Genomic DNA, 14,419 nt, shown 5'->3' on the forward strand with positions numbered 1-14,419 from the left:
CATGTACCACGCCAGCGTCGCCGCCGCCCTGCGTTACTTCCCGCTCCTCGGCCGCCCCCGCCCCGACTGCCCAGCCCTACCGCTGCGTCTCAAAGAGATCGCCGACTCCGCCGAAACCGCGATCCAGAAGCGTGAGCACGGGATGCCCGACGCGGCACACACCCTGAACAAGGCGGCGCTCATCGCCAGTGACGCCGGCATGCCTGACCTCGCCCGAAAGTTGTGCTGGCAGCACATCAACGCCTATCACCACAAGGGCCGGCCGCTGTCGATCCTCGAAGCTCGCTACATGCTCGAACCCGTCCTCAACCTGGCTCGTCTCCAGATCCGCGCCGATCACGGCGCATCAGCACTGCGCCTCTTGGAGGCGATGTACGACGCCGTGACCCACCGCACCGACCTGATCGTGGATGACCAGTCCCTGCCCACCTCCACCCTCGACGGCGGAGCGAGCGAACGCCGCAAACTGCGAGAGTGGGTTTGGCTGCAACTGCTCGGCGAAGGAATCCGCATTCTCGCCCTGAGTAACCGCTGGGCCGACGCCGCTGCTTTGGCCCAAAAGCACAACGGCATCGGCGGTCATCTCATGGAAGGACGCCAAGCGGCCATCATCGCCGCCTGCGTCCAGGGCAAGCCCGATCAGGGGCGCAAGATCCTCGGTAGCAGCATCCTCACCCAGCCGTGGGAACGCCAGGTAGCTGTCTGCCTCAACCTGGTCTGCGCCGCGCCTACAGACGCAGGTGCCGGCCACCACCTCATGATCGCCACCGAAAATCTTGCAACGCCTATATCCGCACTTAACTATGCGTCCTACCGCGCACGGCTCGGACTCGCCACCGCCATCCTCGCCAGTCCTACTCGGGCCGAAGTCGTGGCAGACATGCTGCACCGGACCGCCCAGAGAGCCATCGATTCCAAGGATGGCTACGCCGCTCGGGACATCCTCAGCTTCCGTGAACCCATCGGCGGCATCACCTCAGATCAGCGAACCGATCTGAGCCGCACCGCGGCCGACGCGGGCCTCGCACCTGCACGGCTATCGGAAAGGAGCTTGAAGCAGGTCTCCGAAATTGTGGCCTTGGCCGAATCAGCCTTAGTTGCCGCACTTCATGGAGTGGCTGGCGACCGCGCCTTACTTGAGAACCGCCAGTCGCTGCACCGATAGTCCTACTTTCTCAAGTGGCGCATGTCCAAATCCTCGTCATTGGCCAGCTGTCGTGGACCTCCATTCAAGGTCCAGAATTCCGGGAAGTAGGGAATCGATTGGGCGACGTCGCTTCCGCTGGTCTTGGCGCAATGCAGCGCGCGGGTGCGGTCAGCGAACCGGCCGCTGCCCCGATAGAGGTCCCCGTGAACCAATGCGGGGTCAAGAAACGGGTTGGTCGACATCTGCCGCCTCCGGTCCCGCTGCGGTCAGGTCATGGTCTGATGCTCGTCGCAGACGCGTTTGATCAGATGGGCGGCCTCGCGGCGGCTGGTGAGAGTGATCAAGCGGACGTGTTGTCCGTGCCTGCGGAGCAGGTTCTGGACTCGCGGGCGCATGGTGCGCCGGTAGCCAAGGATGTAGCGGACGAAGTTCCAGGTGATGCGGTCGTAGACGCCGTCCTGCTGGTGCTGTCCGCCGCGGTAACGCCAGCGGCGCTGGGCGATGCTCCACAGGCAGGTCGTGGCGGGCAGGTCGAAAAAGATCACGGTGTCGGCGGCGGTGAGCCGGATGGGCAGGGTGCCAGCGTAGTTTCCGTCGATGATCCACCGTTCCCCAGCGACGAGTTTTTCCTGATGGGCGGCGAACTCGTCGTGCGGTAGCGGCTTCCAGTGCTCGTTGTAGTAGGTCGCGTCGAGGTGTGTCAACGGCACGTCGAGGACCCGGGCCAACTGGCGTGCGACGGTGGACTTGCCGCTGCCGCCACAGCCGATGATGGCGATCCTGTCCATAGTTCTCCAGGGTAGAGGTGCGGTGAGCTCGTCCGGTGGTGACACGGTGAGTCATGACCGCACCGGCTCGCGGTGGTGCAACAAGCAGTCGAGCAACGGTATGCCGGCGTGCTCCTGGGCTGAAAAAACTGGGTGTGGAGAACTGGGACACCCTCTGCCACCCCAGGTGAGCCCCCAGGTCGCGAGACTAGGCCCCCGCGCCCTTGCGGGTCAGGGGATAGAGCATCGGTTTCCTAAGACCGTCATCTATGCATGTCGGTAGGCCGACTGCCTGCGATTCAGCCGTTCATTACCTCTGTTTGTTGGTCGCATTGGATAGCTGCTGCGCTCCGTTGCTGGCGGTTACAGTAGCAAACCGGCCGCCTCTGTTGCTTTTTGTGTCAACTTTCTCGATTCTAAATCCTCGTCACGGCATTTTGCGACTTGACGTAGCGAGGATGCTGTCCGGGGAAGCACGTGCGATCCTCGCCCAACCCGCTCCTTTACGCCGCACGCCGAGTTACGCCTGGGCACCGGAGTCGGAAGTGGGCGCAAACGCGTTGCCAGGCTGATGCGCCAGGCCGGGCTGCAGGGCTTCTGCCGGCGCTGCCGTCAGGGCTGCAAGGTGCGCGAGTTGGACGCGTGAGTGGATGCCGAGCTTCCGGTAGACGCGGGTGAGGTTTGCTTCGACTGTTTTGACACTGATGGTGAGGGCGGTGGCGATGTCGCGGTTGGTCGCTCCGCTGGCGGCGAGCTCGACGCAGCGCTGTTCGGCGGAGGTGAGGCAGGGGAGCGTACTGCTGTGCGCGGGGACGGGCTCCAGTTGGTGGAGGGTGCGGGTGGCGGCTTCGATCCAGGGGTGTGCCTGGTGCGTGCTGAAGAGGTCGGCGGCGCTCTGCGCCGCGGTGCGGGCGCTGGCGCGTCGGCGTCCGCGTCGTTCGGTGTGGCTGAGGGCCAGGAGGGTTCGACCGTGTTCGATGGGCAGGTGGCGGAGGTGGTCGGCTGCTGCGGTGAGGAGGTCGGCGGCCGCATCGTAGTTGCCCAGGGTGGCTTCCAGGAGTGCCTGGGAGCGGTCGAGCACGGGGAGGACGCAGCTTCTATCTAGATCAGTCGCGGTGCGACGGGTATCGGTCAGCAGTTTGCGGGCTTGGTCGAGGTAGCCGAGGGAGATGAGGGCTTGGGCGAGGTCGGCGTGCCAGCGCAGGACGGACGGGTCGCGGACCTGCTGGCGCTTCTCAAGCGTACGGACCTCTTCCAGCGCCTCCAGGGCTTCTTTCGGACGCCCGGTGACCAGGAGAAGATGTCCGAGGACGAAGAGGTTTCGGGAGAGGAAGACTTTGTTGTCCTCCCGGCGGGAGGTGTCCGCCCCGCGGCGTGCGTGAGCGAGGGCGGAGTCGGTGCACGAGGCGGTGCCCTCGACCAGGGCGGAGGTGTAGCACGTTGGTGCGGGGTCCAAGGCGGCTCTGTCGGTAAGCGACAGGGCGCGGCCGGCGTAGTCGAGGGCCAGTCCGCACCGTCCGGCGCGGATCTCGACTTCGGCGAGGCTGCGCAGGACATCCACGGTGGCTTCGGCGTCTCCGGTCCGCTCGGCTTCGACGAGCAGAGGCAGCAGTGCGCTGCGGGCTTCGTCCAGACGGTCGTCGAAGATGGCGTGCCGGGCGGAGAGCTGTTCGGGCCTGGCGTTGACGGGGATGTGAGTGCTGCGTGGCAGGGACAGGGCGTGGCCGAGCGTGGTCTCGGCTTGGGGGCGGCCGAGGATGCGTTGGATGCGGGCCTGCATCGTGAGGGCCATGGCGGTGGTGGCGGTGTCGCCAGCGCTCCGGGCGAGGCTGGCGGCCCGGGCAGCCTGGGCGCACGCCCGGTCGGGATCGCCGTTGACGTTGGCCCAGATCGCCTGGCGGATGAGGATCTGCGCGGTCAGGTCCGGATGTCCGGCCGCTTCGTGAAGTGCGTCGGCGAACAGCTTGTCGCCGTTGTGCAGGTGCTGTCCGCCTGAGTCGATCAGGGAGATGAGGGCGTTGACGCGGTTGGCGGGGCTGCTGTCGTGGTGCAGGACGAGGCGGACGGCGGCCTGGCCGCGGGGCAGGTCGCCGTTGTGGGCGGCGTCGCGTACGGCGGTCAGCGCCCGTTCGGTGAGCAGGTCGGCGTCGGTCTCCGGGGTACGTTCGGCGGCGAGGAGGGAGAGTTCGGCCGCTAGTGCGGGTTCTCCGCGCAGCCGGGCGCGGGCGGCGGCGCGGGCGGCGCGGTCGGCCGACTGCGGGTCGTTGGTGTCGGCCGCCAGCGTGGTGTGACGGTCGCGGCGGATGCTGTCGCGGCTGGCTTCGGCCAGGCGGGTGTGCAGGAGCCTGCGTGTGGCGACCGGCGGTCGGGCCGCGAGTTCGGCACCGATCGCGGAGGCGGCGAACCGGATCTTCCCGTCGGCCGGCCCGATGTTGATCAGTCCGGCTGCCTCGGCCTCTGCGAGAAGGTTGTCGGCGGGCGGGCCGGCGAGGCGGCTCAGCAGTTCGCGGTCGGGCCGGTCGTCGAGTGCGGCGACCGTCAACAGTTCCTGAACTTCGGCCGACACAGTGCCCAGCCATTCGTTCACCAGTCGGCGGGCGGCCGGCGGCAGGACCAGGTCGTCTACGAGACCCTGAGCGGCCGGCAGGTCGGTGGCGCGGCTGCGGGCCCCGGCGAATGCGAGGGCTAGGGCCGGGTTCCCTCCGCTGCGGATGTGGGTCTGCGTGACCTCGTAGGGGGTTAGCCGGTACGGCGACAGCAGGGTTGCGACCTGATCGGGTGTCAGCGCCGGGATGCGTACCGCACAGGGGTCCTCGCCGCACCAGTGGCCTTCGCTCCCCGGGCGCCAGATTCGCTCTGCGGCTATGACGGGAAGGTCGGGAGCCAGGCGCAGTGCCCAACGCAAGACGGCCGCGCTGGCCGTATCCAGCCACTGGGCGTTGTCCACCACCAGTGTCAGAGGCGGGGTGTCCAGCAGCAGGGTGGCGGTCAACCGGCGCAGCCGTAGAGCGGTCCCGGCGGGATCGGCAGAGCCCGGCACTCCGACGGCCTTGTCGATTCCGGTCGCGAGTTCCCGCGCGGCCGGCAGCGGTTGGAGGGCCAGTGCGAGTTCGAGCAGTCCGGTGTAGGGGACCTGGGCGTCCTGTGGGCTCGGAGCCAGCCTTAGGACAGGCATGCCCAGCTGCTGCCCGAGTACACCGGCCGCAGCGGTCTTGCCGATCCCGGGCGGACCGAACAGCACCACCCGACGGGCGCCGCGCACGACGCCCGGTACCACCGGCAGCATGGTGCCGGTGGCCCCCTGATGCGCATTCACTGCCGTCGCAGAATCTGGCACCGGATCATAGTGCGCCCGACGGTCCTTCGCGCACCAGAGCAAGGGGTTGCCCTGATTTCGGCCAGCCTCCGCCGTTCCTAGTGTCATCGCCAAAGCCGAGCTGTCACCGGTTGCCGGAGATCCCATCAACACGGGCCCTGCTGCCACACCCCTCAACCCATCTCGGCGGGAGGATTGCGATGTATCGAAGAACTGCCATGGCGGCCGCTGTCGCGGTTGCGCTTACCCTGGGCACCGTGACCGGGGTGGCCACCCAGTCGACCGCAGCCACCCCGCCCCCTACACCCACGGTTGCACAGAGCCCGCTGTCGCTGGCGATCTCTGCAGCCGACCGCGCTGCCGACGGCGGTCACGACGCGCTGGCGAAAGGCCCCTTCGAGCAGTACGACCGTCGCATGGTGATCCCGTGGGTGGACGGCCTGTTCTCCATTGCCTACGAGCGCACCTACCGGGGCCTGCCGGTGGTCGGCGGCGACGCCGCCGTACTCGCCGACGGCCGGGGCGCCATCCGGGCGATCTCGGCCGCCACCAAGACGAAGATCAACGTCTCCGTCGTGCCGACGGTCGCCGCCGACCGCGCCGAGCAGACCGCCAAGGGCCTGCTCACCAAGGTCGACCAGGTCGAGTCACGCACCCTCGTGGTGCACGTCAAGGACAGCACCGCGCGACTCGCGTGGGAGGTCGTCGTCGCCGGGCGCACCGCCTCGGCCCCCAGCCACCTGCATGTCTTCGTGGACGCGCGCAACGGCCAGGTGCTGGCCAAGCAGGAGGACGCCGCGGCCGGTTCCGGCACCGGCAAGTGGAACGGGCCCAGCCCGTTGTCGATCACCACGTCGCAGTCGGGCAGCACGTACTACCTGCGCGACACCACGCGCACCGGCCTGAACTGCCAGGACTACAGCACCAGCACCGTCTTCTCCGGCGCGGACGACAGCTGGGGCAACGGGGTGGGCACCAGCAAGGAGACCGGCTGCGTCGACGCGGTGTACTCGGCGCAGAAGGAATGGGACATGCTGTCGGCCTGGCTGGGCCGCAACGGGCACAACGGCAACGGTGGCAGCTGGCCGATCAAGGTCGGCCTGAACGAGCAGAACGCCTACTGGGACGGCTCGACGATCACGATCGGCAAGAACTCGGCAGGCAACTGGATCTCATCGATGGATGTGGTGGGTCACGAGTTCGGCCATGGCATGGACCAGAACACCCCCGGCGGCACCAGCTCCGAAGCCGGCCTCGGCGAAGCCACCGGCGACATCTTCGGCGCCCTGACCGAGGCATACGCCAACCAGTCCAGCGCCTACGACGAACCCGACTACCTGGTCGGTGAGGAGATCGACCTCGTCGGCGACGGCCCGATCCGCAACATGTACAACCCCTCGCTGGTCGGCGGCCACCCGAACTGCTACTCCTCGTCGATTCCCAACACCGAGGTACACGCGGCCGCAGGTCCGCTCAACCACTGGTTCTACCTGCTCGCCGAGGGCAGCGCGCCGGGCGGCGGCAAGCCGAACAGCCCCATCTGCTCGGGCGGCCCGTCGTCGGTCACCGGCGTGGGCATCCAGTCCGCCGGAAAGATCTTCTACGGCGGCATGCTGCTGAAGACCTCCGGCATGACCCACAAGAAGTACCGCACCGCGACCCTGACCGCCGCGAAGAACCTGGACTCCTCGTGCGTCCTGTTCAACCGGACCAAGGACGCGTGGAACGCGGTCGCGGTCCCGGCCCAGACCGGCGACCCGACCTGCACCGGTTCCAGCACCGACTTCTCCGTCTCGGTCAGCCCCACCTCGGGCAGCGTCAACGCGGGCTCCTCGGTCACCGCGACGGTCAACACCGCGACCGTCTCCGGCAGCGCCCAGACCGTGTCGCTGACCTCCTCGGGTGCCCCGTCGGGGGTCACCGTGTCGTTCAGCCCGACGTCGGTGACGTCGGGCAACAGCTCCACGATGACGGTGGCGACCACCTCCAGTGCGGCTGCGGGCACGTACACCATCACCGTGACCGGCACCGGTTCGATCACCCACACCGCGCAGTACACGCTCACGGTCAACGGCGGCACCCCCGGTGGCACCGCGCCGGACATCGACGTCGCCAACGTGCAGGCGCACCTGACACAGCTCAGCACCATCGCCACCAACAACGGCGGCACCCGCCGCTCGACCGGCCAGGGCTACCTGCAGTCGGTGGCGTACGTCAAGGGCAAGCTGCAGGCCGCCGGCTTCACCGTCACCGAACAGCCCTGCACCTCCGGCTGCACCAGCGGTGCAGGCCCGAACCTGATCGCCGAGTGGCCGGGCGGTAACGCGAGCAACGTCTACATGTTCGGCGCCCACCTGGACGGCGTCTCGGTCGGTCCGGGCATCAACGACAACGGCTCCGGCTCGGCGGCGCTGCTCGAGGTCGCCCTCGCGCTGGCCGCGCAGAACCCGACCATGCTGAACAAGGTCCGCTTCGGCTGGTGGACCGACGAGGAACAGGGCCTCAACGGCTCCAAGTTCTACGTCAACTCGCTGACCAGTACCCAGCGAACGGCGATCAAGGCCTACTACAACTTCGACATGATCGCGTCGAAGAACGGCGGCTACTTCATCAACAACATCACCTCGACCGCGTCGCAGCCGATGAAGGCGTACTGGGACTCCCTCAGCCTGCAGCCGGAGGAGAACGTCGAGGGCCAGGGCCGTTCCGACGACTACTCGTTCCAGAACGCGGGCATCCCGACCTCCGGTTACGCGATGGGCGCCAGCGCCACCAAGACGTCGGCCCAGGCGTCGAAGTGGGGCGGCACGGCCGGTCAGTCCTACGACTCCTGCTACCACTCCTCGTGCGACACCCTCAGCAACATCGACGCCACCGCGCTGAACCGGGCTGCCGACGGCATCGCCTACACGCTGTGGAACCGGGCGGTCGGCACCTCGACGCCGACCAACGACTTCTCGATCTCGGCCAGCCCCTCGTCGGGCACCGTGAACGCGGGGTCCAGCACCACGACCACCGTCGGCACCGCCACCACCTCGGGCAGCGCCCAGACGGTGACCCTGACCGCCAGCGGCGCCCCCACGGGCGTAACGGTCTCGTTCAGCCCGTCGTCGGTCACCTCCGGCAGCTCGTCGACCGCCACCATCGCGGTCGGCTCGTCGGTGGCCGGCGGCACCTACACCATCACCATCACCGGCACGGGGTCGGTGTCGCACAGCACCACGTACACGCTGACCGTGACCGGCGGACCGGGCGGCTGCACCGCCGCCCAGCTGATCCTCAACGGCGGGTTCGAAAGCGGCACCTCGCCGTGGACCGGCTCCACCGGCGCGATCGGCACCTCTATCGGGCAGGTGCCGCGCAGCGGCACCCGGTACGCGTGGCTCGGCGGATACGGCTACACCGCGACCGAGGCCATCAGCCAGACCGTCACCATCCCGTCGGGCTGCACCAGTGCGGTACTGACCTACTGGCTGCACATCGACACGAACGAGTACGGGGCGCTCGCCTACGACGTGTTCACGATCAAGGCCAACGGCACCACCGTGGCGTCGCTGTCCAACATGAACGCTGCCACGGGCTACACGCAGCGCACCGTCAACCTCGGCGCGTACGCCGGCCAGACGGTCACGCTGACCTTCACCGGCACCGAGGACGCCTACCTACAGACCAGCTTCGTGCTGGACGACGTGACCCTGCAGATCGGCTGAGTTCAACGGCAGGGTGGGGCGCTCGCCCCACCCTGCCGCCGGTCCTGCGCCCCTGTTCCGCTGCCGGACCGGACCTTAGCCTGAATCCGTGGATTGGATTCTGGGTGCGTTGTCGGGTTGATCTAGCCGATTGGGGGTGTGATGGATCCGCTGGCCCTGGTCTCCGTAGAACGCCAAGTAACCCGGCTCCGCCTTGACCTGGCGAGAGGCGAAGTCCATCGCCTCCGGGCGCAGATCTGCCCAACCTCGCGGGAAGCGGCCGTACCGGTCGTAGAACCTCCGCAACAGCGCGAACCCGGCCGTATCTCGCCATGCTTGGACGCAACCAGGTCCAGCTCAGCAGGGACAAGGGTCCAGTGCTCGACCAGCTCGCCGATGCTCAGAGGAGATCGACTCACAGCGGTCAACCACCGTGGCAGCGATCAGGGACCGCGCAGACCCCCAAAAAGATCAACTATTTGGCCCCTGGTCGCAAGATCGGCGTGGTTGGTCGTGAAGGGCCCGTCGGCGTGTGACCAGGTCCAGCGAAGCCGTCGGTGGGTCAGCCACGCACTAGCCTGGCCGGCGAGGTCGCGGTGCCGGCGCTGGGTCCTGTTGGTGTCGCCGCCGTCGGTGGTGAAGGCGAGCAGGGCGTAGCCGCCGGGGATGCCGGCGTGGGGCTCGCCGGGGTGCCGGCTGCCGTCGACGGGGAGGTGCACGCTGGCCAGGGCCGGTGCGCCCTGTCCGGGCAGGGTTTGCAGCATGTGGACGCGGCCGTGGTCGACCAGGTGCCATCGGCCGTCCAGGGGCAGCCTGAGCACGGTGCGGGCGTGGGCGAACAGTTCGTAGGCGTCGACGGGGTCCTGCACGACGAGGGTGGTGGTCGCGGTCATCGTGGTCACCGGGCCCAGATCGCCAGGGCTGCGGTGGTGGCGGCGCCGGCGTACCCGGCGAGCAGCAGCGGCACGGCGCGGGAGATGGCGGTGTACTTGGCCCGTACGGCGCGGGAGAGCCACCACAACTCGCGGGCGCGTGCGAGGGGGGCGGTCTGGGCTCCCGGGTCGGTGTCGCCACCGACAACGCGGACCAGGACGTCCTGGGCGGTGTCGGTGTCGGCGTAGGCGACGAACCCGAAGTCCCCACCCCGAAATCCCGGTACGCGAAACCCGCGTCCGGCACCGGTGGGGCTACTGAACCGCCGAAAGCCCTTGCGGCAGGGCTGGCGCCGCGCGCCCTTTATGGGCATCACCGCACGCTCTTCCGCGCTCGTCGAAGAGGGCCGATGCCCACCGAACTCGCACATCGTGTCCGGGGTGTCTGTCGGTGACGGCGGCAGGCTGAGGTTGCCGTGCCCGTTGGGCCGGGAGTGGGGATGGCTGAAGTGTGTTCCGCCGTGATCGTGGCTGACGTTCGAGGTGCCAACCCCGCTCCCCCCGCCGGTTTTCGACACAGGCGCCCTCTCTGCCAGGCCAGCACGCCATTCGCACCAGCTCCACGCCCAGGTCGCGTGCGATCCGCTAACGTCGAATCGCCGTGCGTCGGGGCGCCGCAACAGTCGGCTCGACGCAGGTCGATGCGAACGGAAAGGCGAGCCCATGATTGATCGCCAGGATCTTCAACAGGCCAGGGACGATCTCGGCCGTAAGCTCGCCGCCCTGCGTAGGTCGAGGGGACTCATTCAGGAAGCCCTCGCACGCCAGGTGCACACGACGCGCAGCACCCTGGGAATGGTCGAGCGGGGCCGGCAGGTCGTGGACCGGATCTTCTGGCTGCAGTGCGACACCCTGCTGGACGCCCAGGGCGAGCTACTCGCCGCCTACGACGCCTACCGACACCTCCAGTCCCGGTTCCAGGCACAGCAGGCCGAGGCGGCACAGCGGGCGCGGTGGGGAGCGGTACCCGAGGCGGTGATGGCAGCCGGCGAGGCCACAGGCGAAAGGTACGGCGAAGTCGGCGACAATCGACGCCCGCCGGACCGGTTCCACGGCGAGCGCCCGGAGGCGGGCCGCACCACACGAATCGGGCAGGTCTCAGTCGTCAACGCGGTAGCAGGCCGTGGCGAGGAAGCCGACCACGATGCCAGGTCGCGACTGCTGGCCGAGCTGCGCCGGCACCTGCTCGCACCTGCCGCACCGAAACAGCCGGTCGAGCCTCTCACGCTTTCGGAGGTCCGTCAGCGGGTGGCCCATCTCCATAGCCTTTACCAGCGTGGCAACTATGCCGAGGCGGTCCGGGCGTTGCCCGACACGTTCGAGCAGGCGAACCTGTTGACCCGGACCTGCACCGGCACGCAGCGCGCCCTGGCCGTCGGGTCGCTGGCGGCGGCGAATCTCGCCGCCGCCAAACTCACCGTGAAACTCGGCGATCCCAGCCTTGCCTGGGTGGCGGCGGACCGTGCCGCTCGTGTCGCCGCCGAGCAGGCCGAGGATGTTGCGCTCGTCGCTGCGGCGGCGTTCTCGGTGGTTACTGCGCTGCTGGCGATGCCGGACCGCGTCGGCGATGCCGAGGAGGTGGTGCTGGCCGCTCTCGATGGTGTGACGGACACGAGGGACTCCGCGTCGACGGGTCCGCGTGTCCTGTCGGCCCACGGGGCGTTGACTCTGCTCGCGGCGCTGATCGCCGCCCGGCAGGCCCAGCCCGCCGCTGTCGAGCGGCACCTCGACGACGCGAACGCCCTGGCCCGGCGGCTCGGCGCCGATCGTAACGACCTGTGGACCGGGTTCGGTCCGACGAACGTGATGATCCACCGCATCAGCATCGCCGCCCGAACGGACCAGCCTCAGCTGGCGATCCACCTTGGAGAACAGCTCGACACCTCGTCGCTGCCGGCGGCCCTGGTGAGCCGCCGCGCCCGGGTCCACCTCGACCTCGCCGCCGCCTACGCCTGCTCGCCCGGCAACGATCCCGCAGCCGTGCTGCACCTGCTCGAAGCCGAACGCATCGCGCCGCAGACGGTGCACGTGCACGGCCGGACGCGCCATCTGATCGGCGACCTGCTCACCCGTGAGCGGCGCGCCGTCACCCCCGGCCTGCGGGCACTCGCCGAACGCGCCGGAATCGCCGCGTGACGTCCGGATCCGCGAATGCCCGTCTGCTCTACCTGGTGGTCTGTGCCGCGCCACCGGCCCGCCGCATCGTCGAGCTGGTCGAGGCGGTGCGGCGCGACGGCTGGGATGTGTACGTCATCGCGACCGAAACCGCGCACACCTGGCTTCCCAACGATCGGCTGGCCGCCGTTACGGGCAGGCCCGTCAGCTACCGGCAGCGGCATCCTGACGAACCGAGCGTCCTGCCACGCGCCGATGCCGTCGCGGTCGTTCCGGCGACGTTCAACACCATCAACAAGTGGGCCACCGGCATCAACGACAGTCTGGCCCTCGGCATCCTCAACGAAGCTCTCGGCGCAGGCATGCCGATCATCGTCTCCCCGTACGTCAAACCCACCCTCGCCCGCCACCCCGCGTTCGACGCCCACCTGCGGCTCCTCGCCGACCACGGCGTACGCCTCACCGCCACCGAGGCGCTGCGACCAGCTCACGACGATCAGCCCTTCCGCTGGAACGTGATCCTCGACGAACTCCACAGGCTGTCCGCCCGCCTGTCGTAGTCGGCCCCCGAGAGGCGCTGGGGCTGGTCTGACCGTGTCGAAATCCCGTGTCGAGGGTGTTCGACACGGTCAGACCGGCGTTGAGTGGTGGACATGACCGCTCGGCGCCCGCCGCTCAGGGGTCCCCGGCACCGCCCAACCCGAGGGGAGTTGATCCGTGTGACCCTGTACCGCAGTTTCTCGCCGCTGCCGAGGAATCCGGGACCGCTGGTGGCCGGGACGGCTCGGACCTCACGTTGACTGCGGCTTGATCGAACCCGGGCCGCCTTGCGTCGCCTTGCCGGTTGGGCACCCGGTGAGTTCGGCCTGCGTCCTGCCCAGCAGGGGAACAGTCCTCGGGCGTCTGAGGCCGTGTTCGTCCTTGGCGGATAACGGAAAGTGCGGGCCGTCCGCAACGGCGGCGGTCCTGACGAACAGGAGAGTGACGCGCACATGAGCGTCGACACGATGAGCAGCGACGACCTCCGTGACGCGATGGTCGACCAGCTGGTCGCTGACCATGCGGCCAAGGGGCTGACGATGCGGCCCGAGGTCGAGGCGGCACTGCGGGTGGTTCCCCGCGAGCTGTACACGCCGGGTGTCCCGATGGAGGAGGCGTACCGCAGCGACACCGCGGTCGTCACCAAGCGGCTCGGTGATGAGACCGTCAGTTCGGTGTCCGCGCCGTGGCTGATCGCGGAGATGCTCGGGCAGGCGGCTGACGCCCTCACCGGTGGCCTGCACGGCCGGCACGTGCTGGAGATCGGATCGGGCGGCTACAACGCGTCGCTGCTGCGCGAGCTGGTCGGGCCGTCGGGTTCGGTCACGACCGTGGACATCGACCCGGAGGTGACCGAGCGGGCGGTGGCGTGTCTGGCGGTGGCAGGTTACGGCGATGTCAGCGTGGTGTGCGCGGACGCGGAGCAGCCGATCGACCTGGGGCGCTGCTACGACCTGATCATCGTGACGGCCGGGGCGTGGGACATCCCCGCGGCGTGGATCGCGCAGCTCGCCGAGGACGGCGTGCTGGTGGTGCCGCTACGGACGTTCGGGATGACCCGGTCGTGGGCGCTGCGCCGGGTCGGTGACCGGCTGGTCAGCCACAGCCAGCGCCTCTGCGGGTTCGTGGCGATGCGGGGCACCGGAGCCCACGAGATGCGGTATGTCGACATCGCCGCCGGTGTCCACCTGCGGCTGGATGAGGGCCAGCAGGTCGACCCGGAATCGGTCGGTGGGCTGCTGTCGCAGCCGCAGGAGCAGGCATGGGCAGGGGTGGGCCTGCCGCCTCGTAGCGTCCTGGCCGACCTGGACCTGTGGCTGGCGGCCCGCCTCGCCGATGAGGTCGACCAGTTCGTGGTGCTCTCGGCGCAGCAGGAGGCCGTCGACGCCGGCATCGTCGCCCCTGCCTGGCGGTTCGGTACGCCCGCCGCCCTGCACGAGGGGACGTTCTCCTACCGGTCGACGCTGCGCTGGACCGACGACACGTTCGACCTCGGCGCCTGCGCTCACGGGCCCGACGCCGCCGCGGCGGCGGGACGGATGGCCGGGCACATGCGCGCGTGGGTGGACGCTGGCGAGCCCTCTCCGGTGCTGCACGTCCTACCCGCAGGTACTCCCGACGGCGCCCTGCCGGCCGGGACGGTGCTGGACAAGCGACACAGTCGCCTCGTCCTCACCTTCACCTCCGCATAGGAAGGAACACGCGAGTGGAGACCATGGAACTCGAGGAGTTCGACCTGGACATCACCCTGGTGGACGCCGGCCCCGCTGCCAGCGGGTACGCCACCAGCACCGACGACGGCTGCGGCTCGGGCAACACGGGCTCGAACGCCTGTTCCGGCGGCAGCAAGTAACCGTCCCTGACGATCCACCCCGGGCCCGGCGTCTCCAGCGCCGGGCCCCCGTCTTCGAGGG

At 68.9% G+C, this 14,419-nt stretch carries 11 protein-coding genes and 1 pseudogene; 7 read left to right on the forward strand and 5 right to left on the reverse strand.

The window, feature by feature from the left end; genetic code table 11:
- Window position 1: 1 nt before the first annotated feature.
- Entirely contained in the window at window positions 2-1,165 is a 1,164-nt protein-coding gene (locus AC3EN4_RS05970; protein WP_435204906.1) for a hypothetical protein, read from the forward strand.
- Between the two features lie 2 nt (window positions 1,166-1,167).
- Here the strand turns inward: AC3EN4_RS05970 and AC3EN4_RS05975 are convergent, their stop codons facing one another.
- Together AC3EN4_RS05975 and AC3EN4_RS05980 are read right to left on the reverse strand one after the other, a co-directional pair.
- Window positions 1,168-1,389, reverse strand: coding sequence for a hypothetical protein (locus AC3EN4_RS05975; RefSeq protein WP_435204907.1), 222 nt, complete (start codon window positions 1,387-1,389; stop codon window positions 1,168-1,170).
- Window positions 1,390-1,413: 24 nt separating this feature from the next.
- Window positions 1,414-1,935, reverse strand: a complete 522-nt coding sequence (locus AC3EN4_RS05980; protein ID WP_435204908.1) for a P-loop NTPase family protein — start codon at window positions 1,933-1,935, stop codon at window positions 1,414-1,416.
- A 505-nt stretch (window positions 1,936-2,440) separates the two neighbouring features.
- Between AC3EN4_RS05980 and AC3EN4_RS05985 the strand changes: the two genes are divergently transcribed.
- Window positions 2,441-2,560, forward strand: coding sequence for an IS3 family transposase (locus AC3EN4_RS05985; protein ID WP_223201434.1), 120 nt, complete (start codon window positions 2,441-2,443; stop codon window positions 2,558-2,560).
- Here AC3EN4_RS05985 and AC3EN4_RS05990 read toward each other — a convergent pair.
- Window positions 2,546-5,377, reverse strand: a pseudogene (locus AC3EN4_RS05990) (helix-turn-helix transcriptional regulator); the annotation flags it as partial. The gene AC3EN4_RS05985 and the pseudogene AC3EN4_RS05990 overlap by 15 nt on opposite strands.
- A gap of 71 nt (window positions 5,378-5,448) precedes the next feature.
- On the opposite strand from AC3EN4_RS05990, the gene AC3EN4_RS05995 reads away from it, so the two are divergent.
- Window positions 5,449-8,940: a M28 family peptidase gene (locus tag AC3EN4_RS05995; protein ID WP_435205270.1), complete on the forward strand. Its 3,492-nt coding sequence runs from the start codon at window positions 5,449-5,451 to the stop codon at window positions 8,938-8,940.
- Between the two features lie 422 nt (window positions 8,941-9,362).
- Here the strand turns inward: AC3EN4_RS05995 and AC3EN4_RS06000 are convergent, their stop codons facing one another.
- Together AC3EN4_RS06000 and AC3EN4_RS06005 are read right to left on the reverse strand one after the other, a co-directional pair.
- On the reverse strand, window positions 9,363-9,812 hold the full coding sequence (locus tag AC3EN4_RS06000) for a hypothetical protein (protein ID WP_124778772.1): 450 nt from the start codon (window positions 9,810-9,812) through the stop codon (window positions 9,363-9,365).
- 5 nt (window positions 9,813-9,817) lie between these two features.
- Window positions 9,818-10,165 (reverse strand): hypothetical protein, encoded by a 348-nt coding sequence (locus AC3EN4_RS06005; protein WP_091113588.1) that lies wholly within the window; start codon window positions 10,163-10,165, stop codon window positions 9,818-9,820.
- Between the two features lie 349 nt (window positions 10,166-10,514).
- Here AC3EN4_RS06005 and AC3EN4_RS06010 point away from each other — a divergent pair, with 349 nt between their 5' ends.
- The 4 genes from AC3EN4_RS06010 (at window position 10,515) to AC3EN4_RS06025 (ending at window position 14,358) form a co-directional block, all read left to right on the forward strand.
- Complete coding sequence (locus AC3EN4_RS06010) at window positions 10,515-11,987, forward strand: helix-turn-helix transcriptional regulator (RefSeq protein ID WP_435204909.1); 1,473 nt, start codon at window positions 10,515-10,517, stop codon at window positions 11,985-11,987.
- Entirely contained in the window at window positions 11,984-12,526 is a 543-nt protein-coding gene (locus AC3EN4_RS06015; RefSeq protein WP_046569670.1) for a flavoprotein, read from the forward strand. The genes AC3EN4_RS06010 and AC3EN4_RS06015 overlap by 4 nt, the downstream gene beginning before the upstream one ends.
- A 432-nt stretch (window positions 12,527-12,958) precedes the next feature.
- On the forward strand, window positions 12,959-14,197 hold the full coding sequence (fxlM, locus tag AC3EN4_RS06020) for a methyltransferase, FxLD system (RefSeq protein ID WP_043330488.1): 1,239 nt from the start codon (window positions 12,959-12,961) through the stop codon (window positions 14,195-14,197).
- 23 nt (window positions 14,198-14,220) lie between these two features.
- Entirely contained in the window at window positions 14,221-14,358 is a 138-nt protein-coding gene (locus AC3EN4_RS06025) for an FxLD family lanthipeptide (protein WP_082159628.1), read from the forward strand.
- Window positions 14,359-14,419 lie beyond the last annotated feature (61 nt).

It is taken from the genome of Micromonospora sp. bgisy143, assembly GCF_057708145.1.

Coding starts and splice junctions, on each gene's coding strand:
- AC3EN4_RS05970 (WP_435204906.1), top strand. CDS start 2: ATGTACCACGCCAGCGTCGCCGCCGCCCTGCGTTACTTCCCGCTCCTC.
- fxlM (WP_043330488.1), top strand. CDS start 12,959: ATGAGCGTCGACACGATGAGCAGCGACGACCTCCGTGACGCGATGGTC.
- AC3EN4_RS05980 (WP_435204908.1), bottom strand. CDS start 1,935: ATGGACAGGATCGCCATCATCGGCTGTGGCGGCAGCGGCAAGTCCACC.
- AC3EN4_RS06000 (WP_124778772.1), bottom strand. CDS start 9,812: ATGACCGCGACCACCACCCTCGTCGTGCAGGACCCCGTCGACGCCTAC.
- AC3EN4_RS05975 (WP_435204907.1), bottom strand. CDS start 1,389: ATGTCGACCAACCCGTTTCTTGACCCCGCATTGGTTCACGGGGACCTC.
- AC3EN4_RS06005 (WP_091113588.1), bottom strand. CDS start 10,165: ATGCCCATAAAGGGCGCGCGGCGCCAGCCCTGCCGCAAGGGCTTTCGG.
- AC3EN4_RS06010 (WP_435204909.1), top strand. CDS start 10,515: ATGATTGATCGCCAGGATCTTCAACAGGCCAGGGACGATCTCGGCCGT.
- AC3EN4_RS06025 (WP_082159628.1), top strand. CDS start 14,221: ATGGAACTCGAGGAGTTCGACCTGGACATCACCCTGGTGGACGCCGGC.
- AC3EN4_RS05995 (WP_435205270.1), top strand. CDS start 5,449: ATGGCGGCCGCTGTCGCGGTTGCGCTTACCCTGGGCACCGTGACCGGG.